Consider the following 17,274-nt stretch of genomic DNA (forward strand, 5'->3'; position numbering starts at 1 on the left):
CCACCGGGCAAGATGTTCCGAACCACACCCTGAAGGGTCGCCTGAGCTGCGGGGCTCGATCAGCCCGCCCGGGCGCGCCGAGCCGAAGCCAGGAGACGACATGTCCGATTTCAAACCGGGCCTGGAGGGCGTCGTAGCCTTCGAGACCGAGATCGCCGAACCCGACCGCGCGGGGGGATCACTGCGCTACCGGGGCGTGGACATCGAGGACCTGATCGGCCAGGTCTCGTTCGGCAACGTCTGGGCGCTGCTGGTGGACGGCCGCTTCGGCCCCGGCCTGCCGCCGGCCGAGCCGTTCCCGGTGCCGGTGCACTCCGGTGACATCCGCGTCGACGTGCAGTCCGCGGTCGCCATGCTCGCGCCGTACTGGGGGCTCAACCAGCTTCTCGACATCTCCGACGAGCAGGCCCGCGAGGACCTGGCCCGGGTGTCGGTCACCGCGCTGTCCTTCGTCGCCCAGTCGGCGCGCGGCCTGGGCCTGCCGGCCGTCCCGCAGAAGGAGATCGACAAGGCGGAGACCATCGTCGAGCGGTTCATGAAGCGCTGGCGGGGTGAGCCCGACCCGCGGCACGTCAAGGCCGTCGACGCGTACTTCATCTCGGCCGCCGAGCACGGCCTGAACGCCTCCACCTTCACCGCCCGGATCGTCGCCTCCACCGGCGCGGACGCCGCGGCCTGCATCTCCTCCGGCATCGGCGCGCTCTCCGGCCCGCTGCACGGCGGCGCCCCGTCCCGGGTGCTCAGCATGCTGGAGGCGGTCGAGCGCAGCGGCGACGCCGACGGGTACGTCAAGGGCGTGCTCGACCGGGGCGAGCGCCTGATGGGCTTCGGCCACCGGGTCTACCGGGCCGAGGACCCGCGCGCCCGCGTGCTGCGGCGTACCGCCAAGGAGCTGGGCGCGCCCCGCTTCGAGGTCGCCGAGGCGCTGGAGAAGGCCGCGCTGGCCGAACTGCAGGCCCGCCGCCCGGACCGCGTTCTCGCCACGAACGTCGAGTTCTGGTCGGCGGTGGTGCTGGACTTCGCCGAGGTGCCGGCGCACATGTTCACCTCGATGTTCACCTGCGCCCGGATGGGTGGCTGGTCGGCGCACATCCTGGAGCAGAAGAAGCTCCAGCGGCTGGTCCGGCCGTCGGCCACGTACGTCGGCCACGGCTCGCGCAAGCCGCAGCAGGTCGAGGGCTGGGACGCCATCCCGCACGGCGTCTGACGCCTCGCCCGGAGCCCCGTTCCCCTGCCGGTGGAGCGGGGCTCCGGCACGTCCGGGGTGCCTCGGTCAGCGCCGCCAGAGGCCCAAGGTCATCACGCCCATGACCACCGCCCCGGTCAGCGCGATGGCCGGGAGAAGCAACGGCAGAAGGTGCGTGCGGGTGTCCATGGCGTACCGGGACGGGTCGTCCGAGTGGTACCGCAACGGCACCTCGTCGCCGACCCGGGTGCCGGAGTAGACGTCGATCACGGCGACCACCTTTCGGCCCTCGGCGGTGACGAAGGCCACCCGAGCCGAGTCGCCCCTGAACCCTTGCACGACGCCGGTGGCGGTGTGCTCCGCGCGGAGCAGGCGCGCCTCCTGGTCCGTCTTGTCGATGGCGAGCGCCAGGAAGACCACCGCGGCCACGGCGCCGAACGCCAGCGCCAGCCACTCCCCGAACGGGCGGCGGTGTCTTCGGCTCATCCGTCACCTCCGTCACCCATGATCGCGGACGCGGGCAACCCGCCGTCGCCGCCCGTGTGGCGGACGCCTCACCGACCGGGGTGGGACAGCCCGCCGGACGTGCCCGGACAGGTGCGAGGATGGCCGTGGCAGTGTCGCCGGAACGGGCTCGGACGCCCGCCGCCACGCGGCAGCACATCGTCCGCGCCCTGCCAGCTCACCTCTCGCCCATGCGGAAGGATCTTCAAGACCGTGGCTGACGCACCGACCATCCGGATTCCCGACGAGATCAGGCCCGCCGACGGACGATTCGGCTGCGGCCCGTCCAAGGTCCGTCCGGCCGCGGTCTCCGCCCTCGCCGACGTCGCCACCAGCTACCTGGGCACGTCGCACCGGCAGAAGACGGTCCGCGACGAGGTGGCGCGGCTGCGCCGCGGCCTGGCCGAGTTCTTCTCCCTGCCCGAGGGGTACGAGGTGGTGCTCGGCAACGGCGGCACCACCGCGTTCTGGGAGGTCGCCACGTTCGGCCTGATCCGCGACCGGGCCCAGTTCGCCAGCTTCGGCGAGTTCGGCGCCAAGTTCGCCAAGTCGGTCGCCGACGCGCCGTTCCTCGGTGAGCCGACGGTGCGCAAGTCCGACGCGGGCAGCGCCCCGGCGCTGGTGGCCGAGGCCGGCGTGGACGTCTACGCCACCCCGCACAACGAGACCTCCACCGGCGTCGCGGTGCCGATCAGCCGCGTCGCGGGCGCCGACGAGGGCTCGCTGCTGCTCGTCGATGCCACCTCCGGCGCGGGCGGGCTGGACGTGGACGTCGCCCAGACCGACGTCTACTACTTCGCCCCGCAGAAGTGCTTCGGCTCCGACGGCGGGCTCTGGCTGGCCCTGATGTCGCCGGCCGCGCTGGCCCGGGCCACCGAGGTCAAGGCGTCGGGCCGCTACATCCCGGCCTTCCTCGACCTGGTCACCGCGATCGACAACTCGCGGCTGGAGCAGACGTACAACACCCCGGCGCTGGCGACCATCTTCCTGGCCGCCGAGCAGACCGACTGGATGAACTCCCAGGGCGGGCTGGCCTGGGCGGCCAAGCGCACCGCCGAGAGCGCCGGCATCGTGTACGGCTGGGCCGAGCGCTCGTCGTTCGCCACGCCGTTCGTGTCGGACCCGGCGCTGCGGTCCAACGTGGTCGCCACCATCGACTTCGCCGACGGGGTGGACGCCACGGCGATCGCCAAGGCGCTGCGCGCCAACGGCATCGTCGACACCGAGCCGTACCGCAAGCTGGGCCGCAACCAGCTGCGGGTGGCGCTGTTCCCGGCCGTCGAGCCGGCCGACGTCGAGGCGCTGACCGCGTCCATCGACTACGTGGTCGAGCGACTCTGATCACTTGGTCACGGTGCGTGGCCGTCGGGGCTCCGGCGGCCACCCACCGTGATCGTTACCGCAGCTCAGTCACGACATGCCGGGGTGTCGCAGTCCCCATCGGCGGGTAGATGAGCGTACGGTGGTGCGAGACGCCCGGGTGGCCGGCTCCCGTGGCGTGACGGCCAGCGAAGCGGGACGGAGGCAAGCCCATGCGCCCAGTACGCTTCGTCGCCCTCTCCGAGGACGGCCAGGCCCTGGTGCTCGCCGACGAGGTGGGGCGCCTGCTGGCGCTACCCATCGACGAGCGGATCGCGTCGGCGCTGCACGCCGAGCCGGGCGCCCCGCCGCTCGCGGTGGTGCCGAGCGCCACCGACCCGACGCCGTCGCTGTCCCCTCGGGACATCCAGGCCCGGATCCGATCCGGCGAGTCCGCGGAGGACGTCGCCCGCATCGCCGGTGTGCCGGTCGACCGGGTGCTGCGCTACGCCGGCCCGGTGCTCCAGGAGCGGGCCATGCTCGCCCAGCACGCCCGCCGCACCCGGCTCAAGGGCGCGGAGAAGCCGACCCCGCTGGCCGAGGTCGTCAACGGCCGGCTGGCCCAGCACGGCATCGACACCGAGAAGATCTCGTGGGACGCCTACCGCCGCGACGACGGCACCTGGCGGATCATCGCGACCTGGCCGTCCGGCAAGGCCACCGCGCAAGCCGTGTGGGACCTCGACAAGACCCGGCAGCACGTCGCCCCGCACGACGACATGGCGCAATACCTGTGCGCCGAGCGGCCCACGCCGATCCTCGGCCAGGAGCCGGCGCCGGAGCGGGGCGGTCACGCGCTGCCCGGTCCGTCGCGCGGTGAGCCGAGCCGAGGTGGGCACGGCCTGCCGGCCGCCTCCGACCACGCCCGTCCGGGGCGTGACCCGATCCGCGCCGGCCGGGACGCGCTGCTCGCCTCGCTGGACCGGCCGCTCGGCGGCACGTCCGGGCGTGGTCTCGACACCCGCTCCCCGGCCGCGCTGGCCGGGTCGGAGGCGCCCCGTCAGCGGGCCGTCGCCGGTGGTGCCGCCGCGCTGCTCGGTGGTGGGCAGGGCTCGGCCTTCGACGACGACTCGGACGCGCCGAAGGAGATCCCGGCCGTACCCTCGCTTGCCGTGCTGCGGCCCCGCCGCACCGGCCCGGCGGCGGCGACCGGCGGTGCGACCACCGAGTCCACCGATGCCGCCGGCAAGCCGCGCAAGCGGCTTCCGAGCTGGGACGACGTGCTGTTCGGCACCGGCCCGGCGGCCCGCGAATCCTCCTGATCGCAAGCTCCACCCTGGCCCGTTGAGAGGGCACTCGAAGTGCCGGCGTGCCAGGGTGGAGTCATGGAGTACACGAACCTGGGACGCACCGGTCTGTCCGTGAGTCGACTCTGCCTCGGCACGATGAACTTCGGTCCGCAGACCGACGAGCCGGACAGCTTCGCCATCATGGACCGGGCGCTCGAACACGGGATCAACTTCTTCGACACCGCGAACGTCTACGGCTGGAAGCTCGGTGAGGGCGTCACCGAGCAGATCGTCGGCCGCTGGTTCGCGCAGGGCGGTGGGCGCCGCGACAAGGTCGTCCTCGCCACCAAGGTGTACGGCAAGATGGGCGAGTGGCCCAACGAGCAGGGCCTGAGCGCCCGGCACATCATCCGGGCCTGTGAGGACTCGCTGCGCCGCCTCCAGACCGACACGATCGACCTCTACCAGATGCACCACATCTCCCGGAGCACGCCGTGGGAGGAGATCTGGCAGGCGATGGAGACGCTCGTCGCGCAGGGCAAGGTGATCTACGTCGGCTCGTCCAACTTCGCCGGCTGGCACATCGCGCAGGCGCAGGCCGCGGCCGGTAAGCGCAACTTCCTCGGCCTCGTCTCCGAGCAGTGCATCTACAACCTGCTGACCCGGTACGTCGAGCTGGAGGTCGTACCGGCCGCGCAGCACTACGGGCTGGGCATCATCCCCTGGTCGCCGCTGCACGGCGGGTTGCTCTCCGGCATCATCCGCAAGATGGCCGACGGCAGCGCGGCGCGCGGCACCACCGGCCGCTCGGCGGACGCGCTGGCCGAGCACCGGAACACCATCGAGGCGTACGAGAAGCTCTGCGCGGACCTGGGCCACGACCCGGCGGATGTGGCACTGGCGTGGCTGCTGTCCCGGCCGGGGGTGACCGCGCCGATCATCGGTCCGCGCACCATGGACCAGCTCGACCGCAACCTGGGCGCCCTCGACGTCCAGTTGGACGAGTCCACGCTCACGCGCCTCGACGAGCTGTTCCCGCCGGTCGGCAACGGCGGTCCGGGCCCGGAGGCCTGGGCCTGGTGAAAGGAGGGGCCCCTTCTTAACGCCTCCGGTAGAGGAGGGGCCCCTTCTTAACGCCGCGCCGCCCACCCGCAAGCGGCCAGGCGGCGACGCGGGTGTGGCGCGGGGTTCGGCCCGGGTGGCTGCGGATCAGGCGCAGCTCGGTGGCGAACCACTGCGGCCCGGCGTAGTCGTGCAGCGTGTGCAGGTCCGAGCGGATGTCGGCCTCGGGCACCCGGTCGCCGGGGCGGGCGATGGTCAGGTGTGCCCGGAACGGCTTGTCGTCGCAGGGCAGCCCGGCCTCGCCCAGCCCGTCGCGGATCGACAGGGCGAGCGCGTCGAGCGCCTCGACCTCGCCGCGTACGTCGACCCAGAGCACAGTGGATCGGCCCTGGCCGAAGCAGCCTCCGCCCGCGAGGCGCAGCAGTGGCGAGCGTGCCGTCCGGGCGGCCGAGGCGAGCGCGTACTCCACATCGGTCAGCCGGTCGTCCGGCACCTCGCCGAGGAACGCGAGCGTGAGATGCAGGTCGGCCGGGTCGGCGAGCCGGGCGTGGCGAGCGGACGCGACCCGCAGGCCCTTGATGCGGGCGGTCAGGTCCGCGACCGCCACCGCGGGCGGGTAGATCGCCGCGAAGAGACGCACCCGGTCAGCGGTGCCGCTGGTGGTGCGCGGCGCGGGCCGCCGGCAGGGTCAGCCCGGCGGCGTGCAGCAGCCCTTCGACGCGTACCCGTTCGATCTCCCGGTCGACGCCGTCCAGCTCGGTCAGGTGCTCGGCGATGCCGAGCGCGTGGCAGGCGGCGCGCAGCCGTTCGTCGTACGCCTCGATGACCGCGCCGTGCCACACCACGCTGCGGTCGGCGGCGGCGAGCCGGTGGCCGCCGAGCCGGCGCAGGTCGGTGGCGAGCTGTTCCAGCGGACGGCGGCCGTCCCGGTCGAACTCGGTGAGGTCGATGTCGCGGGTCAGCGCCTCGGCCTCGATGGCCCGGTCGAGCCGCGCGATGGTACGGCGTTCCCGCCGCTGCTCCCGCCACTCGGCCCATCCGCAGGCGACCCGATCGATGATCTCGTCGGCGCAGAACAGCAGCGCGAACAGGGCAGGCAGGCAGCAGACGGCGAGGATCGCCAGCGCCAGCAGCAGTCCCTGCCCCACTTCCACACATCGACGCTAAGCCCTGCCGCACCGGCCCGCCACCCGTTTGGGTAATCGGGCCGGTACGACCGGCTATCGAGGGCTACTTCGCCCCGGGCGACACCACGTAGAAGCGGGGCATGGGCAGCACCCGCATGCGCAGCCGGGCGCCGGAGCGGCGCAGCTGCCAGGTGAGCGCGAGCAGCGCGGCGGTCAGCGAGATCAGGCCGCCGGCCCAGATGCTCGCGCCCGCGCCGTACTTCTCGGCGACCCAGCCGATCAGCGGCGCGCCGACCGGGTTGGTGCCCAGGAACACCAGCACCCACAGCGCCATCACCCGTCCCCGGAAGGAGGCGTCGACGCCGAGCTGCACGCGCTGGTTGGCGGCCTGGGCGAAGTAGATCATGAAGAACCCGGCGGGCAACAGCAGCGCTACCACCGCCCAGTAGGCCGGGGCGAGTCCGACCAGCGTGCCGAAGACCGCGCAGCCGATCGCGGCGCCGAGCACGAGCCAGACCGAGGGCCGGCTGCGCCGTCCGGTGCCGGCCAGCGCCCCGACCAGCGCGCCGGCCGCGAGGGCGGTGCTGAACAGGCCGAACGAGGCGGCGCCGGTGTTGAACACGGTCTTCGCGAGCGCGGCGAGGGTGAGCTGGAAGTTGAACAGGCTCATCCCGATCACCGACATGAGGACCATCGGCAGCAGGATGTCGGGGCGGCGTGCCACGTACCGGAGGCCGTCGACCACCCGGGCCTGGTCCCGCTCACCGACCGGCGGCAGGTCGTTGCGGTGCAGCTCCTCGGTACGCATCCGGACCACGTTCACCAGCGGGGCGATCGAGCTGAGCGCGGTGACCAGGAAGACCGGGCCGACGTCGACGACGGCGATGGCCAGACCGGCGACGGCGGGACCGACGATCCGGGCGGAGTTGAACACGGCCGCGTTGAGCGAGAGCGCGTTCGGCAGCAGCGGCATGCCGACCAGTTCGGAGACGAACGCCTGGCGGACCGGCGTCTCGACCGCGTTGGAGACGCCGAGCAGGGCGGCGAACGTGAAGACGTGCCAGAGCTGCACCAGGCCGGTGAGGACCAGGATGCTCATGGCCAGCGCGAGGACGGTCCAGAACGCGTTGGCGACGAAGAGCAGCATCCGCTTGTCGTAGCGGTCGGCGAGCCGGCCGGACAGCAGCGTGAGCAGGAGTACGGGCGTGAACTGCAACGCGGTGACCACGCCGAGCGCGGTCGCGGAGTTGTCGCTGAGCTCGAGGACGAGCCAGTCCTGGGCGATGAACATCATCCAGACGCCGATCAGTTTGATCAGCTGTCCGGTGGCGAAGAGCCGGTAGTTACGGACTCGTAGGGACTGGAACATCGTGCTCAGCTTGGCCTGCACTCTAGGTGCGCCTCCTTGCGTCGGTACGCTTCATCCACAGCTGACGAAGCGAACCGCGGGCGGCGGTGTCAGGCGCGAGCGATGCCCTGGAGGATCTCCGCGGCACGCCGTAGCGTCTCGCGTTCGTCCTCGGTCAGCGCGGCCAGCCGGGTGGCCAGCCACTCGTTGCGGGCCCGCTCGAACTGGTCGAGTACGGCCCGTCCCCCTTCGGTCGCCGCCAGGATGACCTGCCGTCCGTCGGTCGGATGGGGGGTGCGCTGCACGAGGCCGCGCTCCTCCAACTTCGCGACGATCTTCGTCATCGTGGGCGGCTGCACCCGTTCGACATCAGCCAGTTCCCGTGGCGTGAGGGCGCCCGCCAGATTGAGGCTGGTGAGCGCCGACAGCTGGGTGACCGTGAGGTCGCCGACCGGCCGGGCCTGTCGGACCCGCCGGTTGAGCCGGGTGATCGCATCTCGCAGCTGAGGAGCCAGCTGCGCCGGTGGCACGCGTCTCGCCGTCACCGTCCGCTCCGTCACACTAGTTAGCTTAACTAATGAGCCTGGCTAACGACATGCGTTATGACCAGGCTCACCAGCGTCAGAGCAACACGGACTCGACCGGCCCGCGCAGGAAGTACACGATGAACAGCACGGCGACCCCGTACAGGAGCGGGTGGACCTCCCGGGCCTTACCCTTCGCGACCTTCAGCAGCACGAAGCTGATCACGCCGGCCCCGATGCCGTTGGAGATCGAATAGGTGAACGGCATCAGCGCGATGGTGAGGAACGCCGGGATGGCGATCTCGTAATCGGTCCAGTCGATCGTGCGGACCGCCGTCATCATCAGGAAGCCGACCACCACCAGCGCCGTCGAGGCGGCCTCGAACGGCACGATCAGCGACAGCGGCGCCAGGAACATGGCCAGCAGGAACAACGCGCCGGTGACCAGGTTGGCCACGCCGGTCCGGGCACCCTCCGCGACACCTGCGGCGCTCTCGATGTACGACGTGTTGCTGGACACCGAGGCGGCGCCACCCGCGGCGGCGGCGATCGAGTCGACCAGCAGGATCTCCTTGGCCTTCGGCGGGGTGCCCGTCTCGTCGAGCATGTCCCCTTCCTGGCCGATCGCGACCATCGTGCCCATGGTGTCGAAGAAGTCCGTGATGAGCAGCGTGAAGATGAACATCAGCGGCACCAGCCAGCCGACCCGGCTCCACGAGTTCAGCACGTTGAACTGGCCCAGCAACGACAGGTCGGGCAGGTCCACGATCTGTTTGGGCAGCTCGGGCACGTTCAGCGCCCAGCCCTTCGGGTTCGGCTTGCCGTCGACGAAGGACGGGCCGACGTTGGCGATCGCCTCGACCACGATGGCCAGCACGGTGGAGGCCAGGATGCCGATCAGGATCGCGCCGCGGACCCGGCGTACCACCAGGACCAAGGTGATCAGCAGACCGACCACGAAGACGAGCATCGGCCAGCTGACGATCTTGCCGTTGATGCCCAGCCCGACCGGCACCGTGGAGTTCGCGGCGTCCGGCACGCGCCGCACGAAGCCGGCGTCGACCAGGCCGATGATGGTCAGGAACAGACCGATGCCGACGCCGATCGCGGTCTTGAGCTGCGTCGGCACCGAGCGGAACACCGCGGTACGTAGCCCGGTGAGCACCAGGATGCCGATCAGCACACCCTCGATGACCACCAGACCCATCGCGTCCGCCCAGGTCATCTGCGGCGCGATCTCGTACGCGACGAGCGCGTTCACACCCAGGCCGGCCGCGAGCGCGATCGGGAACCGGGCCACCACGCCCATCAGGATGGTCATCAGGCCGGCGACGAGCGCGGTCGCCGCGGCGAGCGCCGGGATGGCCAGCGAACGGCCGTCGCCGTCCTTCCCGCTGCCCAGGATCAGCGGGTTCAACACCACGATGTACGCCATCGTGAAGAACGTGGCGAAGCCGCCTCGCAGCTCCCGGCTCAGCGTCGACCCGCGCGCCGAGATCAGGAAGAAGCGGTCGAAGGCGTTTCGTGGATGCGCGGGATCGGGCGGCGTGCCGTGATCCGGCGGCGGAGCAATTGACATCGGGTCCTCATCTAGGTCATCGGCCGGATTTTGTCGCGCGCATCGTCCCAGATCACCTGGCAGACAGGGAAGAACGATCACGTACGCTGGGCCGGTGTCACAGGAGCAACAGCCGCGGCCGGAGCCGCTCGACCCGCCGATGGTGCCGTTCGCCGTCGCCGGGCTGATCGCCTGGGCGGTGGCCGGCCTGGTGCTACTGATCTTCTTCCGGGACTGGCTCACCGAATCCGGGCGTCAGAACTGGCTCTGGACCTGCCTGGCCGGTTTCCTGTGGGGCTTTCCCGGCTTGGCGGTGATGATGCGCCACGACGCCAACCGGCGTCGACGGCGCGCGGCCGCCGCGCAGCGACAGCGCTGACCGGTCAGGGGTGGCCGTACGGCTCCGCCGGCTCGGCCGTCTCCACCGAACCCGGGGCCCGGCTGACCGTCATGGCCTCGACCGCGCTGTCGTCGTAGACGGTCGGCAGTTCGTCGACGGGCGTCTCCGGCGTCTCCACAAGCGTCTCCGAGTGCGCGCCGCACCCGTGGTCGGCGCTCACCACCCGGCCGTCGTCGGGGGCGTAGAAGTTGCCGCAGGCGCCGAACGCCAGCCGCAGCGAACCGGCGAGCGGCAGGTAGAAGCCGCAGGTGCCGCAGCGGGCGGCGGCCGGCGCGGCGACCGAGATCGCGGCGTCCGGGCCGTGGTCGCCGTCGTACCAGCGCTGGGCGGCCTCGGCACGGCCCTCCCGGGACAGCACCCGGGGCCGGCCCAGGCCGAGTTCCCACGCGGTCTCCTCCACCGCCGGGTCGTCGGAGAGCAGGTAGCCGGGGGCGAGCCGCTCGTCGTCGGCCGGGGTGGGCAGCAGGTCACCCGGACCCAGGTCGCCCGGCTTGAGCCGCTCCTGCCAGGGCAGCCAGCCCGGCGCGAGCAGCGCGTCCGGGCCGGGCAGCAGCACCGTCTCGCAGATGGTGACGTGCCGGCTGCGCGGCACCCGGGTCACCGTGACGGCCCAGCGCCAGCCGCGGTAACCGGCCATCCGGCATTCGAAGTAGTGGGTGACGACCCGATCGCCCTCGGCGACCGCCTGGAGATGATCGCCGATGTCGGTGGGCTCCACCTCGGTGATCGCGTCGCGGGCCACCTCGACGGCGGCGGCGCAGACCTGGTCGAGCCGGGGAGCGCGGGCGGAGGCGGGCCTGGTCACCGGACCATTGTTCCCCATGCCCGTCCACGGGCGACAGGCACTCCCCGGAGTCATTCTCTCCGGGTGATGCGGCGCACGTGGAAGGGATGGGCGAGGATGGGACGCATGGCGCTGTCCTCCCGCTCCGGCCGCTCCTTCCTCGGGCGGACCGTCGGCACCGGCATCCGCGCCACCCGGCTGCTGCTGCGGGGCTCGCTGCACGGCGGGCGCTGGATGACCCGGCGGGCCGGCACCGCCCGGGCCCGCAGCGCCGGCAACGAGGTCGGCATGGTCCGCCTGTTCGACCTGCACGCCCTCTCCTGCGCCGGTGACACGCTCATCGCCATCGGCCTGGCCGGGACGATCTTCTTCGACGTGCCGCTGGGCGAGGCGCGCAACAAGGTGGCGCTCTACCTGCTGGTGACCATGGTCCCGTTCGCCATGCTCGCCCCGGTGGTCGGCCCGCTGCTCGACCACTTCCGGCACGGCCGGCGGTACGCGCTGGCCACCACCATGCTCGGCCGGGCGTTCCTGGCCTGGTTGATCTCCGACTACATCGGCGGCTTCGGGCTCTACCCGGCGGCGTTCGGGGTGCTCGCGCTCTCCCGGGCGTACGGGGTGGCCCGCTCGGCGGCGGTCCCCCGGCTGCTCCCCGAAGGGCTCGGGCTGTCCCAGGTCGGGGCGCGCGCGAGCGTCTACGGCACGGTGGCCGGCGCGCTCGTCGCACCGATCGGGCTGGCCGCGTTCTGGTTCGGGCCGCAGTGGCCGCTGCGGGTCGCCTCGGTGATCTTCCTGATCGGCATGGTGATCTCGCTGCGGCTGCCGCCGAAGGCCGACTCCGAGCCACCGGAGCGGATGCCGCACCCGTTGCGCGCGATGCGCCGCCGCGACGGGGAGCGCCCGCTGGGCCGGGGCCGCCCCAGCGGCCGGCTGGTGATCGCCACGCTGATCGGGGCGGCGGCGCTCCGCGGGCTGTACGGCTTCCTGCTGCTGTTCCTGGCCTTCGCGATCAAGGCCGGTGACCTGACCACCGATTTCTTCGGCCGCGACCTCGGCGCCCAGGGCGCGCTGGGCCTGGTCGGCGGCGCGCTGGCGGTCGGCACGTTCCTGGCCACCGCGATCGGCACCCGGCTGCGCATCCACCGGCCGACAGCGCTCCAGTCCAGCGGCACGATTGTGGTGGCCGGTGTGGCGGTGCTCGCCGCGCTGAAGTTCTCGCTGCCGATGGTGGCGCTGCTCTGCCTGGTCGCCGCGATGATGAGCGGCATCGCCAAGCTCGCGGTGGACGCCTCGATCCAGGAACGCATCCCGGAGCGGCTGCGCGCCAGCTCGTTCGCGCACTCGGAGACCGCGCTGATGCTCGCGTTCGTAGCCGGGGGCGGGCTCGGGCTGGTGCCGTTCACCGGCCTGATCGGCGTGACTGTCGCCGCCGCGGTGGCGGCGCTGGTGGCCGTACGCGGTGTGCTGGTCGCCGGCAAGCTGCGCGGTGAGCACCTGGCCGGCCGCCCGCTCGGTGACGAGGAACTGGCGGCGGAGCAGGCCACCCGGGCGAGGGAAACGGCCGACACCTCGTCGGACGACGTGACGCCCACGTCACCGGCACCCCAGCGCTCCGGCCCGCCGGACGACGACGGGCTGGCCCCGCCCGGCTTCCACATCTACCGGCCGTCGTCCTCGGTGGGCGGCCCCGGCGGCGTCGAGGACACCGAGCGGCGCGACCCCCGGGGGCCGGTGGCGTGACCGGTCTGCTCGTGGTCACGGCGGTGCCCGCCGAGGCCGAGGCGATCCGCGCCGGCCTCACCGCGTCAACCGCACAGACACCGCCGGACGGGACGGCACCGCAGGACGTGACAGCACCGCCGGACGTGACGGTGCTGCCGGTCGGGGTCGGCCCGGCCGTCGCCGGTGCCGCCACGGCACGGCTGCTGGCCCTGGCGGAGGCAGCCGGGCGGCCGTACCGGGCGGTGGTCAGCGCCGGCATCGCCGGCGGGTTCGTCGGACGGGTCGCGATCGGCGGCACGGTGCTCGCCGACCGCAGCGTCGCCGCCGACCTGGGCGCCGAGTCGCCGGCCGGCTTCATCCCGGTCGAGGACCTGGGCATGCCCCCCGAACTGCTTGGCGGCGGCCGGATCGTGCCCGCCGATCCGGGCCTGCTGGCCCGTCTGCGCGCCGCCCTGCCGGGGGCCACGGTCGGCACGGTCCTCACCGTCAGCACGGTGACCGGCACCGCCGCGAGCACGGCGGCCCTCGCGCAACGGCACCCGGACGCGGTGGCCGAGGCCATGGAGGGGTACGGCGTGGCGGTCGCCGCCGCGCAGGCCGGCGTGCCCTTCGCCGAGCTGCGGACGGTCTCCAACCCGATCGGGCCGCGCGACCGCAGCGCGTGGCGGATGCGGGAGGCGTTCGCCGCGCTCACCGCCGCGGCGGTCGCCTTCCACTGACGCGTCCACCTGTGGACAACCCTGTGGAGAAGTCGCCGGGCTGGGGACGACGGGTCAGACCGTGATGACGACCTTGGCTCGCGCGTGCTCGCTTTCCAGGTAGCGGATGGCCTCGGGCACCTCGCACAGCGGGTACGTCCGGTCGATCACGGGCGTGAGCCGGCCCGCCTCGGCGTGCTCGCGCAGCACGTCGAGGTGCGCCCGGCCGGGTGACGTGGCGAGGACGACGACGCGCTGCCGGACAACCGGTGCCAGCAACCGTCCCCGCGCCAGCAGCCCGATCGGGCCGAGCAGGCTGCCGCCGCGGTAGACGCCGCCACCGGAGAGCACGAGCGTCCCACCCGGCGTCAGCGCCCGCCGCAACGCGGTCAGGGAACGGTTGCCGACCAGGTCGAACACCACGTCGTGGCGGCGCCCGTCGCGCGTGAAGTCGTCGCGGGTGTAGTCGACCACGTGGTCGGCGCCGAGCGAGCGGACCAGCGCGACATTGCGGGTGCGGCACACGCCGGTCACCGTCGCGCCGAGCGCCTTGGCCAACTGGACGGCGAGCGTGCCTACGCCGCCGGAGGCCCCGTTGATCAGGACGCGGTGGCCGGGCCGGACCTGCCCGGCGTCGCGCAGACCCTGGAGCGCGGTGACGCCGGCGAGCGGCAGGGCCGCTGCCTGCGCCGGCGTCAGGTTCGCCGGCCGCGGCGCGACCAGGTGCTCGGGCACGCGGACGTACTCGGCGAACGCGCCGTCGGCCTCGCCGAGGTCGCCGAAGACGGCGTCGCCGGGGCGTACGTGCCGGACCTGGGCGCCGACGGCCTCGACCCGGCCGGCGACGTCGCGGCCACGGATGCGGGCCCGGGGCCGCCCGAGGCCGAGCGCCAGCCGCGACAGCCGGGGGTCGCCGCGCATGACGTGCCAGTCGTACGCGTTCACGGCGGCGGCCTCGACCCGCACGAGGACGTCGCCGGGGCCGGGTTCGGGCGTCTCGACGTCGGCGAGCGCGAGTGTCTCCGGGGGGCCGTACCGGTCCTGGACGATCGCCTTCATGTCCCTGCTCCCTCCCAGGTGTACGGCGTACACCCTGATGGGACCAGGCTAGGTGTACGCCGTACACCCGTCAAGACGGTTACTGTGTCAACGGCCACCGGGAGGGACTGGGGACGACATGGCTGAGCAGGTGGAGACGGTGCGCCGGACGCCGCTGACCAGGGATCGCGTCCTGCGTACCGCCGTCGCGCTCGCCGACCGGACCGGAATCGAGTCGCTGAGCATGCGCAACCTCGCGCAGGATCTCGGCGTCGTGCCGATGGCCCTCTACAAGCACGTGGCGAACAAGGACGAACTGCTCGACGGCATGATCGACATGGTCGTCGCGGAGATCGACCCGCCGACGCCCGGCGACTGGAAGCAGGCGGTCCGCCGCCGCATCCTGTCGGCGCGGCGGATGCTGCTCCGTCACCCCTGGGCGTCGCTGGCGATCGAGTCCCGCACCGCGCCCACGCCGGCCGTCCTGGCCTACCTCGACTCGACTGTGGGCGCGCTGCGGGCGGGCGGGTTCTCCACCGACCTGGCCCACCACGTCATGCACGCGCTGGGCAGCCGGGTGCTGGGCTTCAGCCAGGAGCTGTTCGACACCTCCCGGCAGGCCGGCCGGTCCGGCGCGCCCGCGCCCGAGGCACCGGCCGATCTGCCGCCGGAGATGGCCGCCCGGTTCCCGAACCTCGCGGCCATCGCCACGGCGGCGTCCCACGACGACGACTCGGTCGTCGGGCCGGGCTGCGACGACCAGTTCGAGTTCGAGTTCGCCCTGGACCTGCTGCTCGACGGCATCGAGCGGCTGCACCGGAACGGCTGGACGTCACACCGGACGCTGTGACGGGCGGCCCGGGTGCCGGGGTTACGGTGGGACCGTGGCGCTCTCCCTGGCGATCTCCCCCTGCCCCAACGACACGTTCGTCTTCGACGCCCTGGTGCACGGCCGGGTGCCGGGCGCGCCGCCGGTCGAGGTGACGTACGCGGACGTGGACGTCACCAACACGGCCGCCGAGCGGGGCGCGTTCGACCTGGTGAAGGTCAGCTACGCCGCGCTGCCGTGGCTGCTCGACGACTACCACCTGCTGCCCTGCGGCGGCGCGCTGGGCCGGGGCTGCGGCCCGCTGGTGCTGACCCGCGGTGACCGGACCGACCTGTCCGGCGCGACGGTGGCGGTGCCCGGCGAGCGGACCACCGCGTACCTGCTGTTCCGCCTCTGGGCGGCCGGGCAGGCCCCGGCGCGCATCGAGGTGGTGCCGTTCCACGAGATCATGCCGGGCGTGGCCGCCGGCCGGTACGACGCGGGCCTGGTCATCCACGAGGCGCGCTTCACCTACCCGCGGCACGGGCTGACCGCGCTGGTCGACCTGGGCGAGTGGTGGGAGGGCGACACCGGGCTGCCGATCCCGCTGGGCGCGATCCTGGCCCGCCGGGGCGCTGTCGAACCGGTCGAGGCCGCCGCCTGGATCCGCGAGTCGGTACGCCAGGCGTGGGCCGACCCGGCTGCGAGCCGCGAGTACGTCCTCGCGCACGCGCAGGAGATGGAGCCCGACGTGGTGGACCGGCACATCGGCCTCTACGTCAACGAGTTCACCGCCGACCTGGGAGAGGCCGGCTTCGCCGCCGTGGAGGCGCTGCTGGGCCGGGCCGCCGACGCCGGGCTCGTCCCTCAGACCTCCAGCTCGCGCGCCACCGCGTGGACCAGCTGAGCGATCTTCTGGGAGGTCTTCCGATCCGGGAAGCGACCCCGGCGCAGGTCCGGCTGGACCTTCGCCTCCAGCACCTTGATCATGTCTTCCACCAGGCCGTGGAGTTCCTCTGCCGGCCGGCGGCGCAGCTCCGCCACCGACGGCGGCGCCTCCAGCAGCTTGACCCCCATCGCCTGGGCGCCCCGCCGGCTGTCGACCACGCTGAAATCGACCCGCTGGCCACCCTTCAGGTCGGCGACACCCGCCGGTAGCGCGCCCTTCGGCAGGAACACGTCGCCACCCTCGTCACTGGTGACGAACCCGTACCCCTTGGCGGCGTCGTACCACTTCACTCGACCCGTCGGCACCTGTTGAACCCCGCTCCACTCGAACCGTCTACCCCTCCAAGGCTAGCCCGATGATCCGGTCCAGCGCCCTCGGGAATTCGACGAGATCATCAAGCACCAGGTACGCCCCGGCCTCGGTCAGTTCGTCGGCCGAGCACGGGCCGGTCGCCACTGCCACGCCTGGGATTCCCGCAGCTCGCGCGGCGGCCATGTCGGCCACGTGATCGCCCACGTAGAGCGTCGCGCCGTGCTCGCGCAACGCGACCGCCTTCTGCTCCGCGAACACGTCCCCGGCCAGCTCGTCCACGGGCAGCCCGAGGTGGTCCAGGTGCAGCTTCGCCAGCCGGCCCATCTTCGCGGTCACCACCATCGTCCGGCCGCCGCGCGCCTGCACCGCGCGCAGCGCGGCCTCCGCACCCGGCATCGGCACGGTCGGGGTGATCGCGTACGCCGGATACAGCTCCCGGTAGAGCGTCACCGCCTCCTCGACGCGCTCCGGCGGGAACCAGTGCGCCAGCTCGGTCCGCAGCGGCGGGCCCAGCCGCGACACGGCCAGTTCCCCGTCCACGTGCACCCCCGTGCGGGCGGTGAGCGCCCGGAACGCGGCGGCGATCCCCGGGCGGGAGTCGACCAGTGTCATGTCGAGGTCGAAGCCGACCATCAGCGGAGGCATGCCGAGAACCTACCCAGCGGG

The 17,274-nt window shown here is 72.7% G+C and carries 19 protein-coding genes; 9 read left to right on the top strand and 10 right to left on the bottom strand.

Translation table 11 applies throughout. The features are described 5' to 3' along the window. Nucleotides 1-100 precede the first annotated feature (100 nt). Nucleotides 101-1,207 (top strand): citrate synthase 2, encoded by a 1,107-nt coding sequence (locus tag O7607_RS10120; protein ID WP_210892938.1) that lies wholly within the window; start codon nucleotides 101-103, stop codon nucleotides 1,205-1,207. Between the two features lie 66 nt (nucleotides 1,208-1,273). Here O7607_RS10120 and O7607_RS10125 read toward each other — a convergent pair whose 3' ends face one another. Further along, entirely contained in the window at nucleotides 1,274-1,672 is a 399-nt protein-coding gene (locus tag O7607_RS10125; protein ID WP_269702678.1) for a DUF3592 domain-containing protein, read from the bottom strand. A 231-nt stretch (nucleotides 1,673-1,903) separates the two neighbouring features. On the opposite strand from O7607_RS10125, the gene serC reads away from it, so the two are divergent. The 3 genes from serC to O7607_RS10140 all read left to right on the top strand — a co-directional run bounded on the left by serC (nucleotide 1,904) and on the right by O7607_RS10140 (nucleotide 5,361). Next, complete coding sequence (serC, locus tag O7607_RS10130) at nucleotides 1,904-3,031, top strand: phosphoserine transaminase (RefSeq protein ID WP_269702680.1); 1,128 nt, start codon at nucleotides 1,904-1,906, stop codon at nucleotides 3,029-3,031. Between the two features lie 191 nt (nucleotides 3,032-3,222). Beyond that, entirely contained in the window at nucleotides 3,223-4,311 is a 1,089-nt protein-coding gene (gene sepH / locus O7607_RS10135) for a septation protein SepH (protein WP_269702681.1), read from the top strand. Between the two features lie 63 nt (nucleotides 4,312-4,374). After that, nucleotides 4,375-5,361 (top strand): aldo/keto reductase, encoded by a 987-nt coding sequence (locus tag O7607_RS10140; RefSeq protein ID WP_269702683.1) that lies wholly within the window; start codon nucleotides 4,375-4,377, stop codon nucleotides 5,359-5,361. A 16-nt stretch (nucleotides 5,362-5,377) separates the two neighbouring features. Here the strand turns inward: O7607_RS10140 and thpR are convergent, their stop codons facing one another. The 5 genes from thpR to O7607_RS10165 all read right to left on the bottom strand — a co-directional run bounded on the left by thpR (nucleotide 5,378) and on the right by O7607_RS10165 (nucleotide 9,918). Beyond that, complete coding sequence (thpR, locus tag O7607_RS10145; protein ID WP_269702684.1) at nucleotides 5,378-5,980, bottom strand: RNA 2',3'-cyclic phosphodiesterase; 603 nt, start codon at nucleotides 5,978-5,980, stop codon at nucleotides 5,378-5,380. Between the two features lie 4 nt (nucleotides 5,981-5,984). After that, nucleotides 5,985-6,494, bottom strand: coding sequence for a hypothetical protein (locus O7607_RS10150; protein ID WP_269702685.1), 510 nt, complete (start codon nucleotides 6,492-6,494; stop codon nucleotides 5,985-5,987). Between the two features lie 76 nt (nucleotides 6,495-6,570). Next, a complete protein-coding gene (locus O7607_RS10155) occupies nucleotides 6,571-7,857 on the bottom strand; it encodes an MFS transporter (protein WP_269702686.1) in 1,287 nt (428 codons plus the stop codon). A 68-nt stretch (nucleotides 7,858-7,925) separates the two neighbouring features. After that, complete coding sequence (locus O7607_RS10160; protein WP_269702687.1) at nucleotides 7,926-8,375, bottom strand: MarR family winged helix-turn-helix transcriptional regulator; 450 nt, start codon at nucleotides 8,373-8,375, stop codon at nucleotides 7,926-7,928. A 61-nt stretch (nucleotides 8,376-8,436) separates the two neighbouring features. Beyond that, on the bottom strand, nucleotides 8,437-9,918 hold the full coding sequence (locus tag O7607_RS10165; RefSeq protein WP_013283713.1) for an NCS2 family permease: 1,482 nt from the start codon (nucleotides 9,916-9,918) through the stop codon (nucleotides 8,437-8,439). Between the two features lie 94 nt (nucleotides 9,919-10,012). On the opposite strand from O7607_RS10165, the gene O7607_RS10170 reads away from it, so the two are divergent. Further along, the gene (locus O7607_RS10170; RefSeq protein ID WP_135242968.1) at nucleotides 10,013-10,276 is read left to right on the top strand and encodes a DUF2530 domain-containing protein; all 264 of its coding nucleotides are present in this window, start codon (nucleotides 10,013-10,015) and stop codon (nucleotides 10,274-10,276) included. 4 nt (nucleotides 10,277-10,280) lie between these two features. Here O7607_RS10170 and O7607_RS10175 read toward each other — a convergent pair whose 3' ends face one another. Beyond that, nucleotides 10,281-11,120, bottom strand: coding sequence for a DUF3027 domain-containing protein (locus O7607_RS10175; RefSeq protein WP_269702688.1), 840 nt, complete (start codon nucleotides 11,118-11,120; stop codon nucleotides 10,281-10,283). An 87-nt stretch (nucleotides 11,121-11,207) separates the two neighbouring features. On the opposite strand from O7607_RS10175, the gene O7607_RS10180 reads away from it, so the two are divergent. Together O7607_RS10180 and O7607_RS10185 are read left to right on the top strand one after the other, a co-directional pair. Continuing rightward, nucleotides 11,208-12,821, top strand: a complete 1,614-nt coding sequence (locus tag O7607_RS10180; protein WP_269702689.1) for an MFS transporter — start codon at nucleotides 11,208-11,210, stop codon at nucleotides 12,819-12,821. Then, complete coding sequence (locus O7607_RS10185) at nucleotides 12,818-13,522, top strand: futalosine hydrolase (protein WP_269702690.1); 705 nt, start codon at nucleotides 12,818-12,820, stop codon at nucleotides 13,520-13,522. The genes O7607_RS10180 and O7607_RS10185 overlap by 4 nt, the downstream gene beginning before the upstream one ends. Nucleotides 13,523-13,576: 54 nt before the next feature. On the opposite strand, the gene O7607_RS10190 is transcribed toward O7607_RS10185, so the two are convergent. Next, the gene (locus O7607_RS10190) at nucleotides 13,577-14,560 is read right to left on the bottom strand and encodes an NAD(P)-dependent alcohol dehydrogenase (RefSeq protein WP_269702691.1); all 984 of its coding nucleotides are present in this window, start codon (nucleotides 14,558-14,560) and stop codon (nucleotides 13,577-13,579) included. Nucleotides 14,561-14,678: 118 nt separating this feature from the next. On the opposite strand from O7607_RS10190, the gene O7607_RS10195 reads away from it, so the two are divergent. Next, nucleotides 14,679-15,389 (top strand): TetR/AcrR family transcriptional regulator, encoded by a 711-nt coding sequence (locus tag O7607_RS10195; RefSeq protein WP_269702692.1) that lies wholly within the window; start codon nucleotides 14,679-14,681, stop codon nucleotides 15,387-15,389. Between the two features lie 34 nt (nucleotides 15,390-15,423). Then, nucleotides 15,424-16,254 (top strand): 1,4-dihydroxy-6-naphthoate synthase, encoded by an 831-nt coding sequence (locus O7607_RS10200; protein ID WP_269702693.1) that lies wholly within the window; start codon nucleotides 15,424-15,426, stop codon nucleotides 16,252-16,254. On the opposite strand, the gene O7607_RS10205 is transcribed toward O7607_RS10200, so the two are convergent. Together O7607_RS10205 and O7607_RS10210 are read right to left on the bottom strand one after the other, a co-directional pair. Then, a complete protein-coding gene (locus O7607_RS10205; protein WP_030503574.1) occupies nucleotides 16,215-16,601 on the bottom strand; it encodes a cold-shock protein in 387 nt (128 codons plus the stop codon). The genes O7607_RS10200 and O7607_RS10205 overlap by 40 nt on opposite strands. Nucleotides 16,602-16,629: 28 nt before the next feature. After that, the gene (locus tag O7607_RS10210; protein WP_262015387.1) at nucleotides 16,630-17,253 is read right to left on the bottom strand and encodes an HAD family hydrolase; all 624 of its coding nucleotides are present in this window, start codon (nucleotides 17,251-17,253) and stop codon (nucleotides 16,630-16,632) included. Nucleotides 17,254-17,274 lie beyond the last annotated feature (21 nt).

Origin of the sequence: Micromonospora sp. WMMA1949 (assembly GCF_027460145.1) — a bacterium.
Taxonomy (GTDB): Bacteria; Actinomycetota; Actinomycetes; order Mycobacteriales; family Micromonosporaceae; genus Micromonospora.

What these genes read in the sequence shown, in the direction of transcription:
- O7607_RS10120 (WP_210892938.1), top strand. Translation starts at nt 101, where the DNA reads ATGTCCGATTTCAAACCGGGCCTGGAGGGCGTCGTAGCCTTCGAGACC.
- O7607_RS10125 (WP_269702678.1), bottom strand. Translation starts at nt 1,672, where the DNA reads ATGAGCCGAAGACACCGCCGCCCGTTCGGGGAGTGGCTGGCGCTGGCG.
- sepH (WP_269702681.1), top strand. Translation starts at nt 3,223, where the DNA reads ATGCGCCCAGTACGCTTCGTCGCCCTCTCCGAGGACGGCCAGGCCCTG.
- O7607_RS10140 (WP_269702683.1), top strand. Translation starts at nt 4,375, where the DNA reads ATGGAGTACACGAACCTGGGACGCACCGGTCTGTCCGTGAGTCGACTC.
- O7607_RS10165 (WP_013283713.1), bottom strand. Translation starts at nt 9,918, where the DNA reads ATGTCAATTGCTCCGCCGCCGGATCACGGCACGCCGCCCGATCCCGCG.
- O7607_RS10175 (WP_269702688.1), bottom strand. Translation starts at nt 11,120, where the DNA reads ATGGGGAACAATGGTCCGGTGACCAGGCCCGCCTCCGCCCGCGCTCCC.
- O7607_RS10180 (WP_269702689.1), top strand. Translation starts at nt 11,208, where the DNA reads ATGGCGCTGTCCTCCCGCTCCGGCCGCTCCTTCCTCGGGCGGACCGTC.
- O7607_RS10190 (WP_269702691.1), bottom strand. Translation starts at nt 14,560, where the DNA reads ATGAAGGCGATCGTCCAGGACCGGTACGGCCCCCCGGAGACACTCGCG.
- O7607_RS10195 (WP_269702692.1), top strand. Translation starts at nt 14,679, where the DNA reads ATGGCTGAGCAGGTGGAGACGGTGCGCCGGACGCCGCTGACCAGGGAT.
- O7607_RS10210 (WP_262015387.1), bottom strand. Translation starts at nt 17,253, where the DNA reads ATGCCTCCGCTGATGGTCGGCTTCGACCTCGACATGACACTGGTCGAC.